Raw genomic sequence first — 3570 nt, 5'->3', positions numbered from 1 at the left:
CCGGCATAGTCGAATTAACTTTGTTACCCCAGAGCAAAGGCACTTAGGTCTGGATGAAGAAATATTATCGAAGAGGGATGAGCTTTATCGCAAGATGAAAAGAAAGAACCAAATAAGGTGGTCAAAAGCTACGCGGAACTGGGAGAAAGTGGGTGACGTTAAGTTGAACCCGGAGAAGGAAAAACAAGCAGCTTAAATGCTCAGGCGACAACTACCTTGAAAAACGCCGAAAATAGAAAGAGTTTCCATTGGCTAAATTTTTCCAAAATAGTGGTGATGGCCTCTCTTGCATAAGAAGACCTAAAACTTACTGCTTTAGTGCCCGTGATATTGCCCAGCGCGTTTTTCTAGTAAAGCTTTCACTGCCTCTAAGTGATCTTCTGTTTGATGCAGACCAGCTTGAACTTTTGCACATTGGTCTAGCATTTCAGGTAATTTGAGTCGTTCACTTTGACGTAGTAGCTTCTTAGTGGCTCGAACGGCAAGAGGCGGGTTTGAAGCGATGCTATGTGCGATTGAAAGTGCGCGCTCAAGCATGTTTGAAGTTTCGATGCACTCAGACACCATCCCCCAAGATAGCGCTGTTTGAGCATCAACCATATCGCCAGTCAGTGCCATTTGGCTGGCTTTTGCTATGCCAATAATTCTTGGCAAGAACCACGCGCCGCCGTCTCCCGGAATGATGCCAAGTTTGACAAAGCTTTCGGCAAAGCGGGCTTTATCGGAAGCGATGCGAATATCGCACATCATTGCCAGGTCACAGCCTGCACCGACTGCGGCGCCATTTACGGCGGCAATAACGGGGATCTCGATATTCCATAAGGACAAAGGAATACGCTGAATTCCGTTTTTATAGCTTTGTTCTATTTCTTCTTTATTGCCGCCAAACATATCAGTTTTATTGAGCATATCTTTGACATTGCCGCCGGCGCAGAAACTCTTTCCTTCTCCGGTCAGCACCATGACGCGAATTTCGCTGTTATTGTTTGCTAAATCGCATACACGCTCGATTTCTTCAACCATTGCTTCGTGAGACATCGCATTGTGAATATCAGGTCTATTCAACGAGACAAGCAAGACGTGCCCGTCTTGTTGAACGCGTAGCTCTTTAAAGGTTTGCATATTGTGCGAAAGGTCGATTAGGTTGGTCATGCTTGGCCCGTAATACAGTTTCTATGTGTCTTGCTCAATACGGAGAAATTCTTGTTTGAGGTCGACTAGTTTGCTGGCATCACTTAGCTTTGGCAGTGCTGACAGTGAGTGGTCGGTTTGTAGCAGTAAGGCTTCATTCTTGTCGACAAGTATATTTAACATCTCATGTTCTTGAGCCTTAACCTGATACATGTTCTGCATGGTCGCGACATTGCTTTGGAAGGTTGATAAGACCTCTGCCGAGTCACGATATAAAGCATTATTGCTAAGTGCACTTTCAAGGCGAGTAGCATTTTCCAGGAGGGTTTCTGTATGTTCTAGATTTTGTTTTAGTTCTTGTCGAAGTCGATCAAGGCGTGCTTGATCTTGAGCGAGTTGGTCCTGATTTTCGTCGAGCAGCAAGCGATGAATAACTACAGTTACGCCGTTCACAAATTGTTCGAGGATTTTATCTTTAAAAGGAAGGTCGTCGACGATGCTACTGCGACTTTTGACGATCTTGAAAATCTCGCCTTCAAGCATTCCCACTAGGCAGCCAATATCGTAGGCTTTTTCTGGTAGATCTTCCCTTTGCGTAATTGAAAGGTTGTCTTTGGCGACAACTGTCATCAGATTGAGTATGCACTTGGCTTGCATAGATCGAGCTTCGATTAGATCCACGATGGCTCCTTAAGTAAAGAGTAATGCGAGACGAGATAAAAATAAGAGTCTAGCTGAAACCCTCAAACTTATGAATAACTAATAGGTAGCATTTGTGATATGGAAGATTATACATCGGTAACATAAGCTGCCATGACGGACGAACTTGTTATGTTTTGCTTAGACTCCCTCATTAGCGATAAGGTCATCGCCATCTAAAAGAGGTTGATTGAGTTGATGAGTAATACAGCCGAGAATATGTTGATAAAGATCATAAGCGGGGCTGTTATCCAGAATACCGGATTCACTGGAGAGCCAGAATAAGTCTTCACTATCGCTGTTCAGCTTGTTCGTGGTCTGCTCTAGCTGGAGGCCGCGAGCTCGTAAGCGTTTGAATTCGTTGCAGGGGAGCGAAAGTAAAATTCGGTCATCGAAGCGTAAACGTGCAAGAGAGAAGGCTGCCAGATACATTGCTTCTGAAAAACTGTACTTTTTGGCTTCGGTGTCGCAATACTCGGGGTTGATGCTAAGTCGAGATATTTCGCACAAAGATAAATGGCATCCAGAGGAAAATACCTGATCGATAAACCCTAGTGAGCAGGAGTTTGCCCTTTGGCAGGGCAAGGTGGGTTGCGCTGATAAGCTTTCAACTGAGTGGCTGATACGTATGCAGGCAATATATTGTCTGCTGCTATTCTCTTGAAGGAGCAGGTGTGTCGAGTTGTGGTCATATTGGTCAATGACCTGCTCAACATGAGTGAGTCCGTCAAAGTCTTCTTTGCTCTGTTTAAAACGTATTTGATAAGCTATACGTTTTTGTTCTTCACTGTAAGCACAGACAAAGTTGAACTGTGCGATGAAGTTATCTACCAGCTGAAGTGATTGCATTGCTCTACCTACGATTACAGTAAGGGGCGATAGATATAGCTTAAGAAAACGCTATGACTTTGTAATCAAGTCTCCGATAAACGGTCAGTTTTAAGGCTGAGTAGTCGCCAGAACGAAAATAATGAGAAGTGCATCAAATACGCGCTAAACAATATTAAGCCTACAAGGAAGTTAGTTTTTCCTTAATCGTAAATTTATGGGGAGAGTCTATCAGCTCGACAATGTGGTCAGCGAGCACGTTTGCTTTAACTGGTAGGGTGAGCCAGCCCGCCAGAATTTGTAGGTGTTTTTCATTCTTATCGCTTGGCAGGGAGTGAGGGTAGTGAGCACTCACGCCCAGACAAATCGCATTGGCTTGCAAGGGCGATTCAATAAACTTATTTAGCAGTCCGCTTTCGGCAACGCTTCCTTTTCCGTCAGGCTCAAGATTGATAATAATTGCATCGAACTTCCTATTTTGAAGATATTCTTGGGCTATTTGGGCTGAGGTCGTGGTAAAAACCAAATAGCCCCGTTGTTCCATTTCGTCGACCATGCCGTGAAATATATCGATACCGTAAGTACCGATGATAAGAATCTCTTTCGCTTTTTCCTGCATAATTTCTACCTTAGAAATATCGGAGTCAAAATACTAGCTGGCCCGAATTATTAAAAACCGGACCAAGCTAGTATAGCAAAAATAGTTAAGAATTCATTTTATAGCTGTCTTTCTTCGCATAGGCAAAGTCGTTCAGAACTTTTTCAAAGCGCCTCGAATAAGCCTTTGGCTTGCTTAGCATCAGCTGACAGAAAACTTGCTGAACCTTTGTGTTGCTAGTTTTAGAGTAAAGTTGAAGTGCATATTTTGAGAAGTCTCTGACCATAAAATCAAATATTTGATCAATTAGGTCA

5 protein-coding genes and 1 pseudogene are annotated in these 3570 nt (G+C 43.4%); 1 reads left to right on the top strand and 5 read right to left on the bottom strand.

Annotated features, from left to right (window positions below; genetic code table 11):
* Window positions 1-196 (top strand): annotated as a pseudogene (locus A3756_RS28700) (IS3 family transposase); the annotation flags it as partial.
* Window positions 197-315: 119 nt separating this feature from the next.
* Here the strand turns inward: A3756_RS28700 and A3756_RS12300 are convergent.
* From A3756_RS12300 to A3756_RS28695, 5 genes are all read right to left on the bottom strand, one after another.
* A complete protein-coding gene (locus A3756_RS12300) occupies window positions 316-1152 on the bottom strand; it encodes a crotonase/enoyl-CoA hydratase family protein (protein WP_231872162.1) in 837 nt (278 codons plus the stop codon).
* Between the two features lie 21 nt (window positions 1153-1173).
* On the bottom strand, window positions 1174-1812 hold the full coding sequence (locus A3756_RS12295) for a hypothetical protein (protein WP_068514174.1): 639 nt from the start codon (window positions 1810-1812) through the stop codon (window positions 1174-1176).
* 159 nt (window positions 1813-1971) lie between these two features.
* On the bottom strand, window positions 1972-2679 hold the full coding sequence (locus A3756_RS12290) for a GNAT family N-acyltransferase (RefSeq protein ID WP_068553597.1): 708 nt from the start codon (window positions 2677-2679) through the stop codon (window positions 1972-1974).
* Window positions 2680-2839: 160 nt separating this feature from the next.
* Window positions 2840-3277, bottom strand: coding sequence for a hypothetical protein (locus tag A3756_RS12285; protein WP_068553596.1), 438 nt, complete (start codon window positions 3275-3277; stop codon window positions 2840-2842).
* Between the two features lie 85 nt (window positions 3278-3362).
* Window positions 3363-3570 (bottom strand): hypothetical protein (locus tag A3756_RS28695; RefSeq protein WP_231875532.1); only part of this gene is annotated, 208 nt, incomplete at its 5' end.

Source organism: Oleiphilus sp. HI0086, assembly GCF_001635225.1.
This window is presented reverse-complemented; position numbering and strand designations above follow the sequence as displayed.

Excerpts from the sequence above, each read along its gene's own strand:
- A3756_RS12300 (WP_231872162.1), bottom strand. The coding sequence starts at position 1,152 with ATGACCAACCTAATCGACCTTTCGCACAATATGCAAACCTTTAAAGAG.
- A3756_RS12285 (WP_068553596.1), bottom strand. The coding sequence starts at position 3,277 with ATGCAGGAAAAAGCGAAAGAGATTCTTATCATCGGTACTTACGGTATC.
- A3756_RS12290 (WP_068553597.1), bottom strand. The coding sequence starts at position 2,679 with ATGCAATCACTTCAGCTGGTAGATAACTTCATCGCACAGTTCAACTTT.